A 13,750-nucleotide genomic window follows, 5' to 3' on the forward strand; every position below is an offset into this window, starting at 1 on the left:
CCCACCTACGCTACAGCGTCGGGCCGTCCTGAACCGTGTACGGATGCTGGGGATATGTGCCATCGGTGGCATGCGGGCCCGCCTAGAGTGAGCACGTGAGCACTCCCGAGTCATCCGAACCCGACCTCCCCCAGCTGCCGCTCGTCGAGGAGGCGGAATCCGAGGCCGGGGCCGAGCTGAGGCCGACCTGGCGCGGATGGATCCACGCCGGCATCTTCCCTGTCGCGCTCGTGGCCGGCGTGGTGCTGATCATCGTCGCGCAGGGCGGTGCTGCGAAGTGGGCGGCTGCCGTCTTCATGACGAGCTCGCTGCTCCTGTTCGGGAACTCCGCGTTGTACCACCGCTTCGACTGGTCGCCGAAGGTGAAGCTCACCCTCAAGCGGATCGACCACGCCAACATCTTCCTGTTGATCGCCGGGACCTATACGCCGCTCGCGACCCTGGCGCTCCCTCCGGGGAAGGGCGCCCTGCTGCTCGCGCTTGTCTGGGGTGGAACCGTGGTCGGCATCCTCTTCCGCGTCTTCTGGATCCACGCGCCGCGCTGGCTCTACGTGGCCCTGTACCTGCTGATGGGGTGGGCGGCCGTGATGTTCATGGCGGATCTGTTCGTGGCGAACGCCACGATGATGGTTCTCGTCATCGTCGGAGGCCTGCTGTACACGGGCGGAGCGATCGTCTACGCGCTGAAGAAGCCCAACCCGTGGCCCGGCCACTTCGGCTTCCACGAGATCTTCCACGTGTGCACGGTGCTCGCGTTCCTGTGCCACTGGTTCGCGTGCCTGCTGATCACGCTGGAGCCGCTCTCGCCGTCGCTCGGCGGCTGACGCCCGCTCAGGTGGCGCGCGGGTCGTCGTCGCCTTCGCGGGGGGTGACCGGCAGGTCGGCACCGGCCTGCCCTGTCCCGCCGGTGCCCTGGAGGGTCGCCTCATCCGCGGCGCGTGCCGCCTCTTCGGCGTCGAGCTCCTCCCGTACCTCCTCGCGGTACCGGACACGGCGGATGCGCCGGTTCATGTCCCAGATGAGGAGGATCACCGCGATGAGGATGACGACGATCGCGGCGAAGCCGACGAACCCGGGAGTCACGGCCTCCGGAGCCACCGTCATGACGGGCGTCGGCATCGGAGTCTCGGACAGAGAGCGCATGTGTGTCGGCCTTTCCTACGCAGGTCGCATAACCTGGTAACACCAGCCTAACGACCGGAAGACCGCCCTGTGACGACCGCAGAACAGCTCGACGAACGCTATGGCCGCACCCGCACGCGGCGGATGCCGTGGATCATCGGCGGCATCGTCGCACTGATCGTCGTCGGAGCGTTCGGCTGGATGATCGTCGCGCAGTCGATGAGCTCGGTGGATGCCGATGATCTCGGCTTCGATCTCGTCGACGAGCACACCGTCGACGTGCGATTCCAGGTCACCGGCGTGCAGGGCAAGGACGTCGTCTGCGTGGTCGAGGCCCTCGACGAAGAGTTCGGTGTCGTCGGCTGGAAGGTCGTCGAGATCCCGGCCGGAGACAGCCACTCGCAGGCCGTGTCCGCCTCGGTTCCGACCGTCTCCGCTGCCACCACAGGTTTGGTGAACACCTGCTGGGTCGCCTAGACTCATCGCAGACAGACGACGCCCTGGCACAGAGCCGGGGCGTCTTGGCATATCCCCCGCGGTTCGCGGCCGGGATCCGGATAGAAGGAGCTTCGTCATGTCGACTGATGCTCAGGTTCCCTTCCTCACGCAGGAGGCGTACGACCGGCTCGTCGCCGAGCTGGAACACCTCTCGACCACGGGACGCGACGAGATCGCCAAGCGCATCGAGGCCGCTCGTGAAGAGGGCGACCTCAAGGAGAACGGCGGCTACCACGCCGCGAAGGACGAGCAGGGCAAGCAGGAAGCCCGCATCCGCACCCTCGAGGGCCTCTTGAAGACCGCGAAGGTCGGCGAGGCTCCGGCCAGCCGCGGCATCGTCGAGCCCGGCACCGTCGTCACCGCGGTCGTCGCGGGCGGCGAGGAGGTCTTCCTCCTCGGCAGCCGAGAGATCGCCGCCGGCAGCGACCTCGACGTGTACAGCGAGGCGAGCCCGCTCGGCCAGGCGATCCTCGGCCTCAAGGTCGGCGAGAAGTCGTCCTACGAGGCGCCGAACGGTCGGGCGATCGCCGTCGAGATCGTGAACGTCGAGACGTACACCGGCTGACGCCGGTCACACGCACGCGCCCCGGTGTCCCTGCGGATGCCGGGGCGCTTCGTCTGTGTCGGGAATCAGTCGGGGACGACGATCGGCTCGAAGCCGGCCCCGCGCAGGGTGTCGAGCGTGTGCTCCGAATGCTCCGGTCCGCGCGTCTCGACGCTGAGCTCGAGGATGACATCGCTGATCTGCAGACCGTGGCCGTGCCGCGTGTGCATCGCCTCCATGACGTTGGCGCCAGCCTCGGCGATGAGCTCGGACACGCGCGCCAGCTGACCGGGTCGGTCAGGAAGCGGCACGCGGATCGTGAGGTAGCGCCCCGAGGCCGCGAGCCCGTGCGAGACGACGCGCTGCAGCAGCAGCGGATCGATGTTGCCGCCGGAGAGCACGGCCATCGTGGTCCCCGATCCGGTGACCTTGCCGGCCAGGATCGCCGCGACGCCAGCCGCGCCCGCGGGCTCCACGACGACCTTCGCCTGCTCGAGCAGCACGAGGATCGCCCGCGCCAGGTCGTCGTCGGAGACCGTGACGACCTCGTCGACGAGGTCTTTGATGATGTCGAACGGGATGGCACCGGGGCGCGCGACGAGGATGCCGTCGGCGATGGTCGGGCGCGTGACGATGTCGACGGGCTCTCCTGCCGCGAGCGACGGCGGGATCGCGGCGGCGTTCTCCGCCTGCACGCCGATCACGCGCACGGTGCGGCCGAGCTCGGCCGCGCGGGCCTTGACCGCCGCGGCGACGCCGGCGATGAGGCCTCCGCCGCCGATGCCGAGAACGATGGTGTCGACGTCGGGTGCGTCTTCCAGGAGCTCGAGGCCGAGCGTGCCCTGGCCGATCACGACGTCGCGGTGATCGAACGGGTGGATGAGCACGGCGCCCGTGCGCTCCGAGAAGTCGGCGGCGAGGCGCAGCGAGGTCGCCACGGTCTCGCCCTCCAGCACGACCTCCGCGCCGTAGCCGCGGGTGGCGAGGAGCTTGGGCACCGGGACACCCAGCGGCATGAAGATGGTGGCGGGGATCCCGAGTGCCTGAGCGGCCAGCGCGACGCCCTGTGCGTGGTTCCCGGCGGATGCCGCGACGACGCCGCGGGAGCGCTCCTCGGCGCTGAGCTTTGACAGCCGATAGGCCGCGCCGCGGATCTTGAAGGACCCGGTGCGCTGCAGGTTCTCCATCTTCAGCAGCACCGGAGAGCCGAGCACGTCGGAGAGCGCGCGGGACGGCAGCGTCGGCGTGTGCGAGATCACCTCAGCCAGACTCTGAGCCGCGTACTCGAACTCGGACAGGCTGGGGACTGCGCTCATCGATTCCTCCGTTGCCGCTCGCGCGGCACTGTGCTCCAGATCAGATCTCCGCTCGGAGCGGCGCCGGTGCGCCACGATCCCGAGCTCAGGGTCACCGCCGCGACGTTGACGAACGCCGCCAACGGCACCGCGAACAGCGCGCCGGGGATGCCGGCGATCATCGCACCGCCCGCGACGACGAGCACGACGGCAAGCGGGTGCACCTTGACGGCGGAGCCCATCATGATGGGCTGCAGGATGTGCCCCTCGATCTGCTGCACCGCGAGCACGACCACGAGCATCCACAGCGCGATCCACGGCCCGTTGTAGACGAGCGCGAGGAACACGGCGACGGCGCCGGTGGCGACCGCACCGACGATCGGGATGAAGGAGCCGAGGAACACCAGCACGGCGACCGGCAGTGCGAGCGGCACCTGCAGGAGGAACGCGCCGAGGCCGATGCCGATCGCATCGATCGTCGCGACGAAGAGCTGGGTCCGCGCGTAGTTGACGATCGTGCGCCAGCCGTTGCGGGCCGCACCGTCGACCGCAGGGCGGGCGTTGCGCGGGAAGAGCTTGACGGTCCAGCGCCAGATGCCGCCGCCGTCGGCCAGGAGGCAGATGAGGCTGAACAGCGCGAGGAGGGCTCCGGTGAGGACGTGCCCGAGCGTGGTGCCGATCGCCAGTGCGCCCGAGAGCAGCGCCTGCGTCTGCTCCTCGATCATCGCGAAGCCCTGGTCGATGTAGTCGGCGATCTGGCTGTCGGAAAGCTGCAGGGGTCCTTCGTGCAGCCAGACCTGGAAGCCGTCGATGGCCTTCGCGGTGCTCTCCTGCACGGCGGGAAGCTCGGCTCGCACCTGCCACACGACGAGCCAGACGAGCCCGGTGACGATCGCCGCCGTCCCGATGAGGGACACGGCGATGGCGGCCCACCGCGGGAACCGGTGGCGCAGCATCCATTCGAACGCCGGCCAGAGCAACGCCGTGATGAGGATGGCGACCATCAGCGGGATCACGAGCAGCTTCAGCAGCATGACGAGCCAGATGAAGACGCCGATGACCGCCGCGATGAGCAGCAGACGCCACGCGTACGCGGCGGTGATGCGCAGTCTCGGGGGCACGGCCTCGTCGGCCTCTGTCGTCACGGTTCTGTCGGTGGAGACCGGGCGCGGACGGAACAGGTCTCGCAGCCGGGGTCGCTGGTCCTCGCTCATCGCCCAAGTCTACGGCGGTGGCGCGTCGGGTCATGACGCGATGTCAGCGGCCGGCGATACGCTGACGACGTGACCGACACCCTCAGCGCCGCCCAGGCACGCCGCATCGCTCTGGCCGCTCAGGGATTCACCCGCGCACGTCCGGCATCCGTCTCCCGGCGTCACGTGGATCGGGTGATGGAGCGGCTGGGCGTGCTGCAGATCGACTCGGTCAACGTCTTCGCGCGTTCGCACTACTTGCCGCTCTTCTCGCGCCTCGGGGCCTACGAACCCGCACTGCTGGACCGCGTCTTCCTCGCCCGCACCACGCACTATGTGGAGTACCTGGCCCACGAGGCCACGTTCATCCCGATCGAGGACTGGCCGCTGTGGCGCTTCCGCATGGACGACTTCCGCCGACGATGGGCCGGCGAGGACTCGTGGCTGAGCGCCAACGCCCGCACGGTCCAGTGGGTGCAGGACGAGCTGCGCACGCGCGGCCCGCTGCGCCCGGCCGACCTGCGCGCCGACGCTCCACGGGAGCGGGGAACCTGGTGGGACTGGGACGAGGTCAAGCTCGCGCTCGAGCACCTCTGGCGCACGGGCGACGTCGCCGTGAGCGGACGCCGCGGATTCGAGCGCACCTACGCGCTCGCCGAGCAGGTGATCCCCGACGCCATCCTGTCCCGAGAGATCCCGCGCGCCGAGGCGATCCACGAGCTGATGCGCCGTGCCGCGCGGTCGAGCGGAGTCGCCACTCAGTCCGATCTCGCCGACTACTACCGCATCAAGGACAGGGCGACGGTGGCCCGGTCGATCGCCGACCTCGTCGATGCGGGCGAGCTCCAGCCCGTCCACGTCCGCGGCTGGGAGCGAGGCGGGCGACCGATCCCCGCCTGGCGCCACCGCGACGCGGTCCTCCCCCGCAGGATCGAGGCCGCGGCCCTGCTGACTCCCTTCGACCCCGTGGTCTGGTTCCGCGATCGGGCTCTTCGCACCTTCGATCTCGACTACCGCATCGAGATCTACGTCCCCGCGGAGAAGCGACGATTCGGCTACTACTCCCTGCCCGTCCTCGTCGGCGATCGCATCGTCGCGCGGGTCGACCTCAAGGCCGAGCGGGCGACGTCGACGCTGCAGGTGCAGTCGGCGTGGTGGGAGCCGCAGGCGCGACCGGAAGACGCGGAACGGATCGCCGAGGAGCTCGTCCTCGCGGCAGCCTGGCAGGGGCTCGAGCACATCTCGGTCTCGGGCTGGGGCGACGCGACCGCCGCGATCCACGACGCCCTGCGCGGGCGCGCATACGCATCGGTCCAGCGCCACCTGCACGCCAGGGAAAGGGCGTCGTGACGCGGCGTCGGTGGTGGCTCGTCGGAGGCGTGTCCGTTCTCGTGGTCGCGGCCGCCGTCGCCGGCGTGCTGATCTGGCAGTCCCTCGCCCGCCCCGACACTCCGCAGGAAGCGGCGACCGCCTACCTGCGCGCACTCGAGTCCGGCGACCCGGCGGCCGTGGCGGCGACCGGGATCGACGTCTCCGAGACCGCACTCGGGGCGTTCGCCGGGGCGAGTCATCTCATCGAGGACGCCGAGGTCGCCTCGATCGAGCAGACCGGCGACGCCGAGGCGACGGCCGACGTCTCCTTCCGCCTCGGCGATGAGGACAGGACCGCCCGACTGGACATCATCGAGGTCGACGGCCACTGGATCGTCGGATCGTCTGCGTTCGGCACCTCGACCGCGACGGCCGACCTGGGTTCGTCGGTCAGCATCGGCGAGCAGACCGTCGCCGTGGGCGAGGCGGTGCAGCTGCTGCCTGCCGAGTACGCCGTCTCCGCCGCCCCCTCCTCCCTCCTCGAGGGCTCAGCGAACCTGCTCGTGCTCCCGAGGGAGGATGCCGAGGTCACGGTCGAGGCCACGGCCCTGCCCGCGGCGACCGCGGCCGCACAGGAGCAGCTCGACGAGCACCTCGCCGAATGCACCTCGTCGGACAGCACGACGACGGCCGGCACACCGCCGGACGGCTGCGGCATCCGCATTCCCTGGGGGACCGAGTTCCGGGCCGTCGCCGACGTCCGGTACCGCATCGAGAAGTCGCCCGCGATCACGTTGGGCGCGACCGGATTCGTCGCCGACGGTGGCGTGCTCGTCGCTACCGTCACGGGCACGGGCACGGATGGCGCGGAGCGCACGACGACCTATCGCACCGAGACCTGGAGCATCCGCGGCGACATCGCGTTCACCGAGGAGGAGCTGGTCCTCACGGCGTGGTGAGGGATGCGCGGGACGCGGGTTTCGACTCGCTGCGCTCGCTCAACCTTGATGCGCCGGAGCGAATCAAAACTGGACGCGCGGCGGCTCCGAGATCGCGCCGCTGTCAGCGACCTCGAAGAACTCCCGCTCGGTGAAGCCGAGCCCCTTGGCGAAGAGGTTGTTGGGGAACACCTTGATCTTGGTGTTCAGCTCGCGCACCCCGCCGTTGTAGAACCGGCGCGCTGCCTGGATCTTGTCCTCGGTGTCGACGATCGCCTGCTGGAGCTGGAGGAAGTTCTGGCTCGCCTGCAGCTGCGGGTACGCCTCGGCGACGGCGAAGAGACTGCGCAGCGCCTGCTGCAGGTGCCCCTCGGCGATGCCGGCTTCACCGGGACCGCCGGCGGACAGTGTCTCGGCGCGCGCACGCGTGACGTTCTCGAAGACGGCCTTCTCGTGGGAGGCGTACCCCTTCACCGTCTCGATGAGGTTGGGAATGAGGTCGGCTCGTCGCTTGAGCTGCACCGTGATGCCGCTCCACGCCTCGTCGACGCGAACGTTCAACTGCACCAGCGAGTTGTACGTGGCCCAGAGATAGATGCCGACGAGCAGGATCACTCCGACGACGATCAGTACTGGCACGAGCCATTCCATCAGAGGCCCACCCTTCCTCGTGTTTCTCTCATCCTAGACGGGCTGTCTGCACGTGCACTGGGGATGCCCGGGTGCCCGTGCATCGATCCGGTGTCAATCGCCGAGCACGCGCTCGAGGTACCGGTTGCCGAACCGACGCTCCGGATCCAGGCGGTCGCGCACGGCGAGGAAGTCGTCGAACCGCGGGTAGCGCTCGCGCAGCGTGTCTGCGGACTGCGTGTGGAGCTTGCCCCAGTGCGGCCGTCCGCCGTGCTCCCGCATGATGGCCTCCACCGCGCCGAAGTACTCGGTCGGGTCGGCACGCCAGTAGCGGTGGACTGCGATGTACGCGCTCGCCCTGCCGTGCGCCGTGGACAGCCACCGGTCGTCCTCGGCGGCGAAGCGCACCTCGACGGGGAACTCGATGCGCCAGCCCTGGCGTTCGATGAGCGCTTGCACGGCACGGAAGGCGGGCACGACGTTCTCGGCCGGGATCGCGTACTCCATCTCGCGGAAGCGCACGGTGCGGCTCTGCGTGAGGACGCGGTTCGAGAGATCGGTGTACTCGCGATCTCCGGTGAGCTTCACGGCGAGTCGACTGAACGGCGGGGTGACGGCCGGGACCAGCTGTCCTGCCGCGCACACCAACCGGTAGACGCCGTTGGACAGAAGCGTCTCGTCGATCCACTTGCCCACCACCGGGAGCGGCTTGCGCACGGCCGATTCGGGCAGACGGGACTGCCGCTTGGTGAGCGCGACATCGGTGTGCGGGAACCAGTAGAACTCGAAATGGTCGGATGCCGAGACGTGGCTCTCGAGCTGATCGAGCACGTCCTCCAGCGGCAGGGGCTCGTCGACCGCGTGCATGACGAACCTCGGAACGCACTGCAGGGTGACCTCGACGATGATCCCGAGGGCACCGAGCCCGAGCGCGGCGGCAGGCAGCAGCTCACTGTTCTGCTGCTTGTCGATGCGGAGGAACTCGCCGGCGGCCGTGATGATCGTGAGGCCGACGACCTGGGTGGCGAGACCGCCGTAACCCGCGCCGGTGCCGTGCGTGCCGGTCGAGATCGCCCCGGAGATCGACTGCCGATCGATGTCTCCGAGGTTCTCCATCGCCAGACCGAACGGGGCGAGGAGCGCCGGGATCCGATGCAGCCGCGTGCCGGCGAGGAGGGTCACGCGCCCCGTGGCGGCATCCGCCGAGACCAGGCCCTGCATGTCGTCGAGCTCCAGAAGTACGCCCGGCGCGACGGCGATGCCTGTGAAGCTGTGACCGGCACCCACGGCCTTGACCGTGAGCCCGTGGTGCACGGCGGCGATCACCGCCCGCTGCACCCCCTCGGGGCTGCGCGGGCGCTCCACGCGCACGGGACGGACCGACGCCGACCGCGCCCAGTTCTGCCAGGTGCCGCCGATTCTCGTCACAGGAACGCCTTCCCCTCGCCGCGGTAGGTCGGCAGCTCGTCGATGATCTCGTCGCCCGACACGAGGTGGTACCTCTCGATCCGCTCGGCCGGTTCGCCGCTCTTCGCGTGCCGGAACCAGACCCGGTCCCCCACGCCGAGAGAGGTCGCCGCCGGGCCCTGCAGCGGAGTCTGGACCTCGCCGGCAGCCTCGCGCGGCAGGGTGCGGAGGCCCTCCGGCCACACCGGCTTCGGCTGACGGGAGGCGACCGGCGGGCCGGAGGCGATCCATCCGCCGCCGAGCACGGTCGCGATGTCGGCCGCAGGGCGGCGGACGACGTCGAAGGCGAAGGCGGATGCCGGGGCCGGCTGGAACGACCGATAGCCGTCGAACAGATGACCGCCGAGGAGCCCGCTGCCCGCACTCGCCTCGGTGAGGGACTCGTCGCTGCCGGTGAACTCGAGCGACCCCGTTCCTCCGCCGTTGAGGAACTCCATCGGCGCGAGGGCCGTGACGGCCTCGACGATCGCCGCCCGGCGCTCGCGCAGCTCGGCGCGCGACCGGGCCTGCACCATGCGGATCAGCGGCGCATCGGAACCGGCATCATCGCCCTGACCGGCGATCTGCGCGTCGTACATCTGCAGCCCGACGAGCCGGAACCCGGGACGCGCGATGACCTTCCGGGCGAAGCCGGCCACCTCGCCCGCGGTGAAGAGCGCGGAACGACGAACGCCGATGTGCCCCAGGAGGGACGACTTCCACGAGGCGTCGACGTCGACCGCGACGCGGATCTCCGGACGTTCGCCCGGACCCTTGATGCTGTCGATCAGGTCGAGGTGCGCCAGGTCGTCGATCATGAGCGTGATGCGCTGCGCGGCTTGCTCATCCGCGAACAGGGCCTCGAGGCTCCCCCGGTCGACGGTGGGGTACGCGAGCACGATGTCGTCGTGGGTCTCGGCGAGCCACAGGGCCTCCGCGAGTGTGAAGGCGAGGATGCCGCGGTATCCGGGGAGCTTCAGGACGGCATCCAGGACTGCACGCACGCGCACCGACTTGGATGCGACGCGGATGGGCAGGCCGCCGGAGCGCACCAGGAGGTCCATCGCGTTGTAGCGCAGCGCCTCCCGGTCGATCACCGCGACCGGGGCGGGCAGGTGCTGGGTCGCGGCGGACAGGCGAGGCCAGTAGCGAGCGGGGTCCTGCCACTCGGGAGCTACCACGGGGGCACCCGGAACGGGGCTCAGTTCTTCGGTGAGGTCGAGCACTCCCCCACCTTATGGCTTCGCGGACTCAGGATCACGTCCGGCGGCACCCCGTCGCACCCGGGGTGGTCGCCGCTAGGCTGACGGCGTGGCCCCCGTAGCCCAATGGCAGAGGCAGGCGACTTAAAATCGCTTCAGTCTGGGTTCGAGTCCCAGCGGGGGCACCACGATCCTCAGTCGTCGACCCGGACGGTCTCGCGTCGGGCTGCCGCCCCCTCCCGCAGCCGACGCACGACCAGGACCACCAGCGCGATCGCGATCGCGCCGTAGACGACGTAGTCGAGGTACCCGAGGTACTGCTCGAGCTGCTCGTGCTGCGTGCCGAGCGCGGCACCGACTCCCAGGAGCAGCGCATTCCACAGACCGCTGCCGAGGATCGTGTAGATGCTGAACGTCAGCAGATTCATGCGCGATGCCCCAGCCGGGAGCGAGATGAGGCTGCGCACGCCCGGCACCATCCGGCCGACCAGCACGGTCCACGCGCCGCTCCGCGCGAACCAGTCCGCACCGCGTTCCAGGTCGGTTCGACTGACGAGCCGCGTCGCGGCGAGCAGTCGGATCGCCCGCTGCATGCCGATGGCGGATCCCAGCGCATACAGGAGCATCGCTCCGAGCCAGGATGCCAGCGTGCTCCAGAAGAACAGCCAGCCGAGGTTCAGCTGACCGCTCTGACTGAGGTAGCCGGCGAACGGCAGGATCACCTCGCTCGGGATCGGCGGGACGAGCACCTCGAGGAAGACGAGCACCCCGACGCCGATGTCGCCGAGAGACGTGAGGACGTCGGCTGCGAACCCTGTCAGGCCGGTGAAGCCATGATCAGCAGTCATCGATGCTCGCCTCTCAGCGGCCGAAGATATCGCCGATGCCCGGGATTCCGAGGTCGCCGAGCTTCTCGCCCCAGCCGGTCGCGGTCTCCCCCAGGCCGGACACCGCCTCGCCGGCGGATCCCATCAGCTCTTCCGCACCGCCCGTGAAGCCACCGATGTCGACGCCCGAGGCGAGGGCCTCGAGATCGACGCCCCCAGCCAGCGCGCTGAAATCGACGCCGAGACCCGCGGCCTGCTCCAGGATCGGCGTGGCGACGGCGCTGAGCACGGCGCCGCCCGCGACCGCGCCGAGCACACCGACTGCCGCACCGCCCGCCATGACGGCCGCACCTCCGGCACCGCCGCCGCGCGCGCGGGACAGCAGTCCCCGCATCCGACCAGGGCGCATCGCCTCGGCTCGACCCGCCGCACGGGCGAGGTCGTCGGGTGAGGACGAACGCGGCCGCTCCCCTGGCGCGAGTTCGTCGCGCATCCGCTCCTCGACGAGCTCCCGCTGCTGCGGCGTGAGGCGCGCGAACGCGTCACGATGGATCTGCTCGATGCGCTGCGGATCGGCGGTCTGGAGCAGGTAGTCGTAACGGGCGATCGCGGCGCGGTCCGCATCGCTCGCCACCGAACCGGCTCGGGTAGCCCCAGCGTCGCCGGGAGCGGGCGGCGGTGCGTACGGATCGGCGGATGCCGGCGGCGCAGCCGGCGCGGCGGGGCGTGCCCCGTCGGCGCGTGACGCGTCCGACGGTCCTCGAACGGCGTCGACGGCGCCGCGGAGCATGCCGCTCCAGTCCGTCGACGACCGGGACCCGCCGGCGGGATCGCCGCTGCGGGCGGAGCCGCTGTTCTTCTCCAGGGCGTCGGAGGCGATGCCGATCAGGCGGGAGAGCTTTCCCATGGTGGTCCCTTTCGTGGGGCGGTGCGGACCACCGGGATTCCACGACGTCGGACGACGGCAAGAGTCGAGGCAGCCCGCAGAGCGGGTGCCAAGGTCTCCTCCACCCTCTCGGGCCGACGGGCCGGGACACGATCTCGTGTCCGTAATGACGACTCCGCCGCAGACGGGAGTACTCCCCTTGCGCGCTCGACTCTACGGAACCGAGCTATGCGTGACCTCCATGCCGCACCCTCAGACGCGAACAGCCCTCCCGGAAAGGGAGGGCTGTTCGGACGGGCGGAGCCGTGGAATTACTTGACGGCGACCTTCTCGGCGACCGGCTTCTTGGCAGGAGCCTTCTTGGCCGGTGCCTTCTTCGCGGCCGGAGCCTTCTCGGCCGGAGCGGCGTCGACCGGAGCCTTGTCGTCGGGAACCTTGCCCGCGACGGCAGCGGTGGTCGTCGCGGCATCCGACGACGGCGAGGCGGGAACGGCGGGAGCCGCGGGAGCGGCAGCGCGCGGACGCGCGGCGAACTCCTCGAAGACGTAGCGCGGGTTCTGCACCGTCTCGAGGTTCACCAGGTCGCGGCCGAGCCACAGGTTGTTCCACCAGCCCCAGACGACACGGAACTTGCGCTCCCACGTCGGCATCGCGAGACCGTGGTAGCCGCGGTGGGCGACCCAGGCGACGAAGCCCTTGAGCGCGATCTTGCCGGACTGGAAGACACCGTTGTACAGGCCGAGACCGGCCACGGCGCCCATGTTCTTGTGGAAGTACTCGCGGGGCTTCTCGCCGCGGAGCACGGCGACGATGTTCTTCGCCAGAAGCTTCGCCTGACGGACCGCGTGCTGGGCGTTCGGCACGCAGAAGCCGCCGACGCCACCACCGGAGAGGTCGGGGACGGCCGAGACGTCGCCGGCAGCCCAGGCGCCCTCGACGAAGGCCTCCGGGGTGCCGACCCGCAGGTCGGCGCGGGTCTGGATGCGACCGCGCTCCTCGACGGGCAGGTCGCCGCCGCGGACGACGGTCGGGTTCGCCATGACACCGGCGGTCCACACGATCAGGTCGGTCGGGATGACCTCGCCGGTCGAGAGCTCGACGTCGCCGTCGACCGCGCTGGTGAGCTGCGTGTCGAGGTGCACGTTCGCGCCGCGCTTGGCGAGGTCCTTGAGGACCCACTCGCTCGTCTTCAGCGAGACCTCGGGCATGATGCGGCCCATGGCCTCGATGAGGTGGAAGTGCGTGTCATCGAACGTCAGCTGCGGGTACTTGGAGACGAGCGACGAGGCGAGCGAACGCAGCTCGGCGAACACCTCGATGCCGGCGAACCCACCACCGACGACGACGACCGTGAGCAGACGGTCGCGTGCGGGGCCTGCGGGCAGGGAAGCAGCCTTGTCGAAGTTCGACATCAGGCGGTCGCGGATCGCGACGGCCTCCTCGATCGTCTTGAGGCCGATCGCGTTGTCGGCGATGCCGGGGATCGGGAACGTGCGCGACACGGCACCGGCGGTCACGACGATCTGGTCGTATGCGAACTCGTACGACTCACCCAGCGGCGGCGTGATCGTCGCGGTCTTCTCCGCGTGGTTGATGTTGGTCACCTTGGCGGTGATCACGTTCGTGCGCTTGAGGTGACGACGATGCGCGACCACGGAGTGCCGAGCCTCGATCGAGCCCGCAGCGACCTCGGGCAGGAACGGCTGGTACGTCATGTACGGCAGCGGGTCGACCATGGTCACCTCCGCCTCGCCCTTGCGCAGGTGCTTCTCGAGCTTCCACGCGCTGTAGAAGCCCGCGTAGCCTCCACCGACGATCAGAATCTTGGGCACAGTGCTGTTCTGAGGCACAGGGGAAC

Annotated in this window: 14 protein-coding genes and 1 tRNA gene; 6 read left to right on the plus strand and 9 right to left on the minus strand. The window is 69.8% G+C overall.

Going from position 1 to position 13,750, the window contains the following annotated elements:
• The first annotated feature begins 95 nt into the window (after positions 1 to 95).
• Positions 96 to 824 (plus strand): PAQR family membrane homeostasis protein TrhA, encoded by a 729-nt coding sequence (gene trhA, locus ABD648_RS05690; protein WP_282214007.1) that lies wholly within the window; start codon positions 96 to 98, stop codon positions 822 to 824.
• A gap of 7 nt (positions 825 to 831) precedes the next feature.
• On the opposite strand, the gene ABD648_RS05695 is transcribed toward trhA, so the two are convergent.
• A complete protein-coding gene (locus ABD648_RS05695) occupies positions 832 to 1,143 on the minus strand; it encodes a hypothetical protein (RefSeq protein ID WP_282214008.1) in 312 nt (103 codons plus the stop codon).
• Positions 1,144 to 1,212: 69 nt separating this feature from the next.
• Here ABD648_RS05695 and ABD648_RS05700 point away from each other — a divergent pair, with 69 nt between their 5' ends.
• Both ABD648_RS05700 and greA read left to right on the plus strand, forming a co-directional pair.
• On the plus strand, positions 1,213 to 1,599 hold the full coding sequence (locus tag ABD648_RS05700) for a DUF4307 domain-containing protein (RefSeq protein ID WP_282214009.1): 387 nt from the start codon (positions 1,213 to 1,215) through the stop codon (positions 1,597 to 1,599).
• A gap of 97 nt (positions 1,600 to 1,696) precedes the next feature.
• The gene (gene greA / locus ABD648_RS05705; RefSeq protein WP_282214010.1) at positions 1,697 to 2,185 is read left to right on the plus strand and encodes a transcription elongation factor GreA; all 489 of its coding nucleotides are present in this window, start codon (positions 1,697 to 1,699) and stop codon (positions 2,183 to 2,185) included.
• 65 nt (positions 2,186 to 2,250) lie between these two features.
• Here greA and ilvA read toward each other — a convergent pair whose 3' ends face one another.
• Positions 2,251 to 3,480 carry a threonine ammonia-lyase gene (gene ilvA / locus ABD648_RS05710; protein WP_282214011.1) on the minus strand — a complete coding sequence of 410 codons (1,230 nt, stop codon included), beginning with the start codon at positions 3,478 to 3,480 and terminating at the stop codon, positions 2,251 to 2,253.
• Entirely contained in the window at positions 3,477 to 4,673 is a 1,197-nt protein-coding gene (locus tag ABD648_RS05715; protein WP_282214012.1) for an AI-2E family transporter, read from the minus strand. The genes ilvA and ABD648_RS05715 overlap by 4 nt, the downstream gene beginning before the upstream one ends.
• Before the next feature lie 69 nt (positions 4,674 to 4,742).
• Between ABD648_RS05715 and ABD648_RS05720 the strand changes: the two genes are divergently transcribed.
• Together ABD648_RS05720 and ABD648_RS05725 are read left to right on the plus strand one after the other, a co-directional pair.
• Positions 4,743 to 6,002, plus strand: coding sequence for a winged helix-turn-helix domain-containing protein (locus ABD648_RS05720; RefSeq protein ID WP_282214013.1), 1,260 nt, complete (start codon positions 4,743 to 4,745; stop codon positions 6,000 to 6,002).
• Positions 5,999 to 6,922, plus strand: coding sequence for a hypothetical protein (locus ABD648_RS05725; RefSeq protein WP_344708549.1), 924 nt, complete (start codon positions 5,999 to 6,001; stop codon positions 6,920 to 6,922). Before ABD648_RS05720 ends, ABD648_RS05725 begins: the two co-directional genes overlap by 4 nt.
• A gap of 63 nt (positions 6,923 to 6,985) precedes the next feature.
• Here the strand turns inward: ABD648_RS05725 and ABD648_RS05730 are convergent, their stop codons facing one another.
• The 3 genes from ABD648_RS05730 to ABD648_RS05740 all read right to left on the minus strand — a co-directional run bounded on the left by ABD648_RS05730 (position 6,986) and on the right by ABD648_RS05740 (position 10,203).
• Positions 6,986 to 7,552: a LemA family protein gene (locus ABD648_RS05730; RefSeq protein ID WP_116636928.1), complete on the minus strand. Its 567-nt coding sequence runs from the start codon at positions 7,550 to 7,552 to the stop codon at positions 6,986 to 6,988.
• Between the two features lie 93 nt (positions 7,553 to 7,645).
• Positions 7,646 to 8,959 carry a D-arabinono-1,4-lactone oxidase gene (locus ABD648_RS05735; RefSeq protein WP_282214015.1) on the minus strand — a complete coding sequence of 438 codons (1,314 nt, stop codon included), beginning with the start codon at positions 8,957 to 8,959 and terminating at the stop codon, positions 7,646 to 7,648.
• Positions 8,956 to 10,203 (minus strand): type III PLP-dependent enzyme domain-containing protein, encoded by a 1,248-nt coding sequence (locus tag ABD648_RS05740; protein ID WP_282214016.1) that lies wholly within the window; start codon positions 10,201 to 10,203, stop codon positions 8,956 to 8,958. The genes ABD648_RS05735 and ABD648_RS05740 overlap by 4 nt, the downstream gene beginning before the upstream one ends.
• 88 nt (positions 10,204 to 10,291) lie before the next feature.
• On the opposite strand from ABD648_RS05740, the gene ABD648_RS05745 reads away from it, so the two are divergent.
• Positions 10,292 to 10,367, plus strand: a tRNA-Leu gene (locus ABD648_RS05745).
• A 6-nt stretch (positions 10,368 to 10,373) separates the two neighbouring features.
• Here the strand turns inward: ABD648_RS05745 and ABD648_RS05750 are convergent.
• The 3 genes from ABD648_RS05750 to ABD648_RS05760 all read right to left on the minus strand — a co-directional run bounded on the left by ABD648_RS05750 (position 10,374) and on the right by ABD648_RS05760 (position 13,724).
• Positions 10,374 to 11,027 carry a DedA family protein gene (locus tag ABD648_RS05750; protein ID WP_282214017.1) on the minus strand — a complete coding sequence of 218 codons (654 nt, stop codon included), beginning with the start codon at positions 11,025 to 11,027 and terminating at the stop codon, positions 10,374 to 10,376.
• Positions 11,028 to 11,040: 13 nt separating this feature from the next.
• Positions 11,041 to 11,913: a cation-transporting ATPase gene (locus tag ABD648_RS05755; protein WP_282214018.1), complete on the minus strand. Its 873-nt coding sequence runs from the start codon at positions 11,911 to 11,913 to the stop codon at positions 11,041 to 11,043.
• A 290-nt stretch (positions 11,914 to 12,203) separates the two neighbouring features.
• Entirely contained in the window at positions 12,204 to 13,724 is a 1,521-nt protein-coding gene (locus ABD648_RS05760; protein WP_282214019.1) for an NAD(P)/FAD-dependent oxidoreductase, read from the minus strand.
• Positions 13,725 to 13,750 lie beyond the last annotated feature (26 nt).

It is taken from the genome of Microbacterium luteolum, from assembly GCF_039533965.1.
Taxonomy (GTDB): domain Bacteria; phylum Actinomycetota; class Actinomycetes; order Actinomycetales; family Microbacteriaceae; genus Microbacterium; species Microbacterium luteolum.

What these genes read in the sequence shown, in the direction of transcription:
- ABD648_RS05695 (WP_282214008.1), bottom strand. Translation starts at nt 1,143, where the DNA reads ATGCGCTCTCTGTCCGAGACTCCGATGCCGACGCCCGTCATGACGGTG.
- greA (WP_282214010.1), top strand. Translation starts at nt 1,697, where the DNA reads ATGTCGACTGATGCTCAGGTTCCCTTCCTCACGCAGGAGGCGTACGAC.
- ilvA (WP_282214011.1), bottom strand. Translation starts at nt 3,480, where the DNA reads ATGAGCGCAGTCCCCAGCCTGTCCGAGTTCGAGTACGCGGCTCAGAGT.
- ABD648_RS05715 (WP_282214012.1), bottom strand. Translation starts at nt 4,673, where the DNA reads ATGAGCGAGGACCAGCGACCCCGGCTGCGAGACCTGTTCCGTCCGCGC.
- ABD648_RS05730 (WP_116636928.1), bottom strand. Translation starts at nt 7,552, where the DNA reads ATGGAATGGCTCGTGCCAGTACTGATCGTCGTCGGAGTGATCCTGCTC.
- ABD648_RS05750 (WP_282214017.1), bottom strand. Translation starts at nt 11,027, where the DNA reads ATGACTGCTGATCATGGCTTCACCGGCCTGACAGGGTTCGCAGCCGAC.
- ABD648_RS05755 (WP_282214018.1), bottom strand. Translation starts at nt 11,913, where the DNA reads ATGGGAAAGCTCTCCCGCCTGATCGGCATCGCCTCCGACGCCCTGGAG.